Here is a 3,221-nt window from a genome sequence, read left to right on the forward strand (position 1 = left end):
GGGGTGCGCCGGGTCAGACGCTGATCGACGTGGCCTCGGCGCGGCCGCCCGGCCCCGTCTCCGCCCCGTCACACCCCGCCCCCGCAGTTGACCCCCGTCACACCGGCCCGGGATACTGAACCTGAACGCACGGTCGGTAATTCGCCGCGCCCGCCTCGTCGTCGGTCACTCAAGGAGTCTCCATGTCCGCACAGTCCCAGGCCCTGCTCGTCGGCGGTCGCCGCACGCCCGTCGGCAAGTACGGCGGCGCCCTCTCCTCCGTCCGCCCCGACGACCTCGCCGCCCTGACCATCAAGGCCGTGATCGAGGACGCCGGCATCGACCCGTCGGTCGTGGACGAGGTCATCCTCGGCAACGCCAACGGCGCCGGCGAGGAGAACCGCAACGTCGCCCGCATGGCCTGGCTGCTGGCCGGCTTCCCGGACACCGTCCCGGGCATCACCGTGAACCGCCTCTGCGCGTCCGGCATGTCCGCGATCGGCATCGCCACCGCGATGGTGCGCTCCGGGATGGCCGACGTCGTCGTGGCCGGCGGCGTGGAGTCGATGTCCCGCGCCCCCTGGGTGATGGAGAAGCCGACGACGGCGTTCGCCAAGCCCGGCGCGGCCTTCGACACCGCGATCGGCTGGCGCTTCGTGAACCCGCGCTTCGCGGACGGCGAGTTCGGGGAGAAGTTCACCTTCTCCATGCCGGAGACCGCCGAGGAGGTCGGCGAGGTGGACGGCATCACCCGCGAGGACGCCGACGCCTTCGCCGCCCGCTCGCATGAGCGTGCGCTGGCCGCCATCGGGGCCGGCCGCTTCGCGGACGAGATCGTGCCCGTCGTCGTCACGGGCCGCAAGGGCGCCGAGACGGTCGTGGACACGGACGAGGGCCCCCGCCCCGGCTCCACCCCCGAGGTGCTCGCCAGCCTGCGCCCGATCATCAAGAAGGACGGCGTGGTCACCGCCGGCAACTCCTCCTCCCTCAACGACGGCGCCTCGGCGATCCTCGTCGTCTCCGAGCGGGCCGCGCAGAAGTACGGCCTGACCCCGCGGGCCCGCGTCGTGGAGTCCACCTCGGCGGGCCTGGCCCCCGAGATCATGGGTCTGGGCCCCGTCCCGGCCACCGAGAAGGCCCTCGAGCGCTCCGGCTGGTCCGTGGCGGATCTGGGCGCCGTCGAGCTCAACGAGGCCTTCGCCACCCAGTCCCTGGCCTCGATGCGGCGCCTCGGCCTGGACCCGGAGACCGTCAACGCCGACGGCGGCGCGATCGCCCTGGGCCATCCGCTCGGCTCCTCGGGCTCGCGCCTCGTGGTCACGCTGCTCGGTCGGATGGAGCGCGAGGGCGCGGACAGGGGCCTGGCCACGATGTGCGTGGGCGTGGGCCAGGGCTCCGCGATGCTCGTCGAGAAGGTCTGAGCGCATGGACGACTTCAGCCACTTCACGGCACTGCGCGTCGAGGAGCGTGAGGACCGCGTCCACGCGCGCATGGACCGCCCGGGCGTGCGCAACGCGATCGACCAGACCATGGTCGACGAGTTCCACGAGCTCTGCACCCACCTCGAACGCGAGCCGAAGATCCTGATCATCTCGGGCACGCAGGTGGAGTCGACGCGCGAGCCGGGGACGTTCTCCGGCATCTTCGCCTCCGGCGCGGACATCGGACAGCTGCGCGAGCGCCGCCGCGACGACGCCCTGCGCGGCGTGAACTCGCAGGTCTTCGACCGCATCCACCGGCTGCCCATGCCCGTGATCGCGGCGATCGACGGCTTCGCCCTGGGCGGCGGCGCGGAACTGGCCTACGCGGCCGACTTCCGCATCGCCACCCCGGCGCTGAAGATGGGCCAGCCCGAGACGAGCCTGGGGATCACCGCCGCTGCGGGCGCCCAGTGGCGGCTCAAGGAGCTGGTGGGTGAGCCGGTGGCCCTCGAGCTGCTGCTCGCCGGACGGATCCTGGACGCGCAGGAGGCCCTCGAGCTCAAGCTCGTCACCGAGCTGCACGAGCCGGACGCCCTCCTCGACGCCGCCGACGCCCTCGCCGACCGCATCGCGCAGCAGGACCCGCTGGCGGTGCGGCTGTCCAAGCGCGTCTTCCACCTCCCGCGCGAGGCCCACCCCCACGTGGACGAGATCGCGCAGGCCATCCTGTTCGAGTCCGACGCCAAGTTCGAGCGCATGCAGGCGTTCCTGGACCGCAAGAAGAAGTGAGGACTGACATGACCGATCAGCAGCACACCCCTGACACCGCTCCGTCCTCCGTGCCCGCCGTCGTCGGTGTCCTCGGCGGCGGCCGGATGGGCGGCGGCATCGCCCACGCGTTCCTCGTCTCCGGCTCGTCCGAGGTGGTCGTCGTCGAGCGCGACCCGCAGTCGGCCGAGGCCGCCAGGGAGCGCATCGAGGCCGACCTGGCCGCCTCCCTCGAGCGCGGCAAGATCGACGGCGACCTGGACGAGTGGGCGCAGCGCCTGACCGTCTCCGTGGACCGGGCCGACTTCGCCCGCTGCGACCTCGTGGTCGAGGCCGTGTTCGAGGACATGCAGGTGAAGATCGAGGCGCTCACCGACGTCGAGGCCCACCTGCGCGAGGACGCCTGGCTGGCCAGCAACACCTCCTCCCTCTCCATCGACGAGATCGCCACGCACCTGCAGCGCCCCGAACGCTTCTGCGGCCTGCACTACTTCAACCCGGTGCCCGCCTCGAAGCTCGTGGAGGTCGTGATCGGCGAGCAGACCGGTGCGGAGCTCCAGGCCCTGTCCACCGAGTGGGTCCGCGGGCTCGGCAAGACCCCCGTCGTCGTCAAGAACGCCCCGGGCTTCGCCTCGTCGCGCCTGGGCGTGGCGATCGCGCTCGAGGCCATCCGCATGGTCGAGGAGGGCGTGGCCTCCCCCGAGGACATCGACGCCGCCATGGTGCTCGGCTACAAGTTCCCGGTCGGCCCGCTGGCGCTGACCGACATCGTGGGCCTGGACGTGCGCCTGGGCATCGCGGAGTACCTCGAGTCCCAGCTGGGTGAGCGTTTCGCCCCGCCGCAGCTCATGCGGGACATGGTGGCCCGCGGCGAGCTCGGCCGGAAGTCCGGCAAGGGCTTCTTCGACTACCGCTGAGCCCCCCGGGGCGAGCGCTTTCGAACGTGAGATAGGCCCTATCTCCCGTTCGAAAGCGCCCATTCCCCCGATATCACGTTCGAAAGTGCGGGGGCGGGGCGGCGCGGCTAGCTGTTGTGGGTCATGAGGTTCTTG

General features: G+C 71.8%; 3 protein-coding genes. All 3 read left to right on the top strand.

Features of this window, described 5'->3' with window-relative positions; genetic code table 11:
• Positions 1–182: 182 nt before the first annotated feature.
• Genes HMPREF3105_RS01360 through HMPREF3105_RS01370 form a run of 3 tightly spaced genes read left to right on the top strand, consistent with a single transcriptional unit; the run spans position 183 to position 3,086 of the window.
• Positions 183–1,400 carry a thiolase family protein gene (locus HMPREF3105_RS01360; protein WP_036383428.1) on the top strand — a complete coding sequence of 406 codons (1,218 nt, stop codon included), beginning with the start codon at positions 183–185 and terminating at the stop codon, positions 1,398–1,400.
• Between the two features lie 4 nt (positions 1,401–1,404).
• Positions 1,405–2,190: an enoyl-CoA hydratase/isomerase family protein gene (locus HMPREF3105_RS01365; protein ID WP_070708597.1), complete on the top strand. Its 786-nt coding sequence runs from the start codon at positions 1,405–1,407 to the stop codon at positions 2,188–2,190.
• A gap of 8 nt (positions 2,191–2,198) precedes the next feature.
• Positions 2,199–3,086, top strand: a complete 888-nt coding sequence (locus HMPREF3105_RS01370; protein ID WP_070708598.1) for a 3-hydroxyacyl-CoA dehydrogenase family protein — start codon at positions 2,199–2,201, stop codon at positions 3,084–3,086.
• The last annotated feature ends 135 nt before the right edge of the window (positions 3,087–3,221 follow it).

Origin of the sequence: Micrococcus sp. HMSC31B01 (assembly GCF_001816085.1) — a bacterium.
In the GTDB taxonomy this organism is placed as follows: Bacteria; Actinomycetota; Actinomycetes; order Actinomycetales; family Micrococcaceae; genus Micrococcus; species Micrococcus luteus.

Excerpts from the sequence above, each read along its gene's own strand:
- HMPREF3105_RS01360 (WP_036383428.1), top strand. The coding sequence starts at position 183 with ATGTCCGCACAGTCCCAGGCCCTGCTCGTCGGCGGTCGCCGCACGCCC.
- HMPREF3105_RS01365 (WP_070708597.1), top strand. The coding sequence starts at position 1,405 with ATGGACGACTTCAGCCACTTCACGGCACTGCGCGTCGAGGAGCGTGAG.
- HMPREF3105_RS01370 (WP_070708598.1), top strand. The coding sequence starts at position 2,199 with ATGACCGATCAGCAGCACACCCCTGACACCGCTCCGTCCTCCGTGCCC.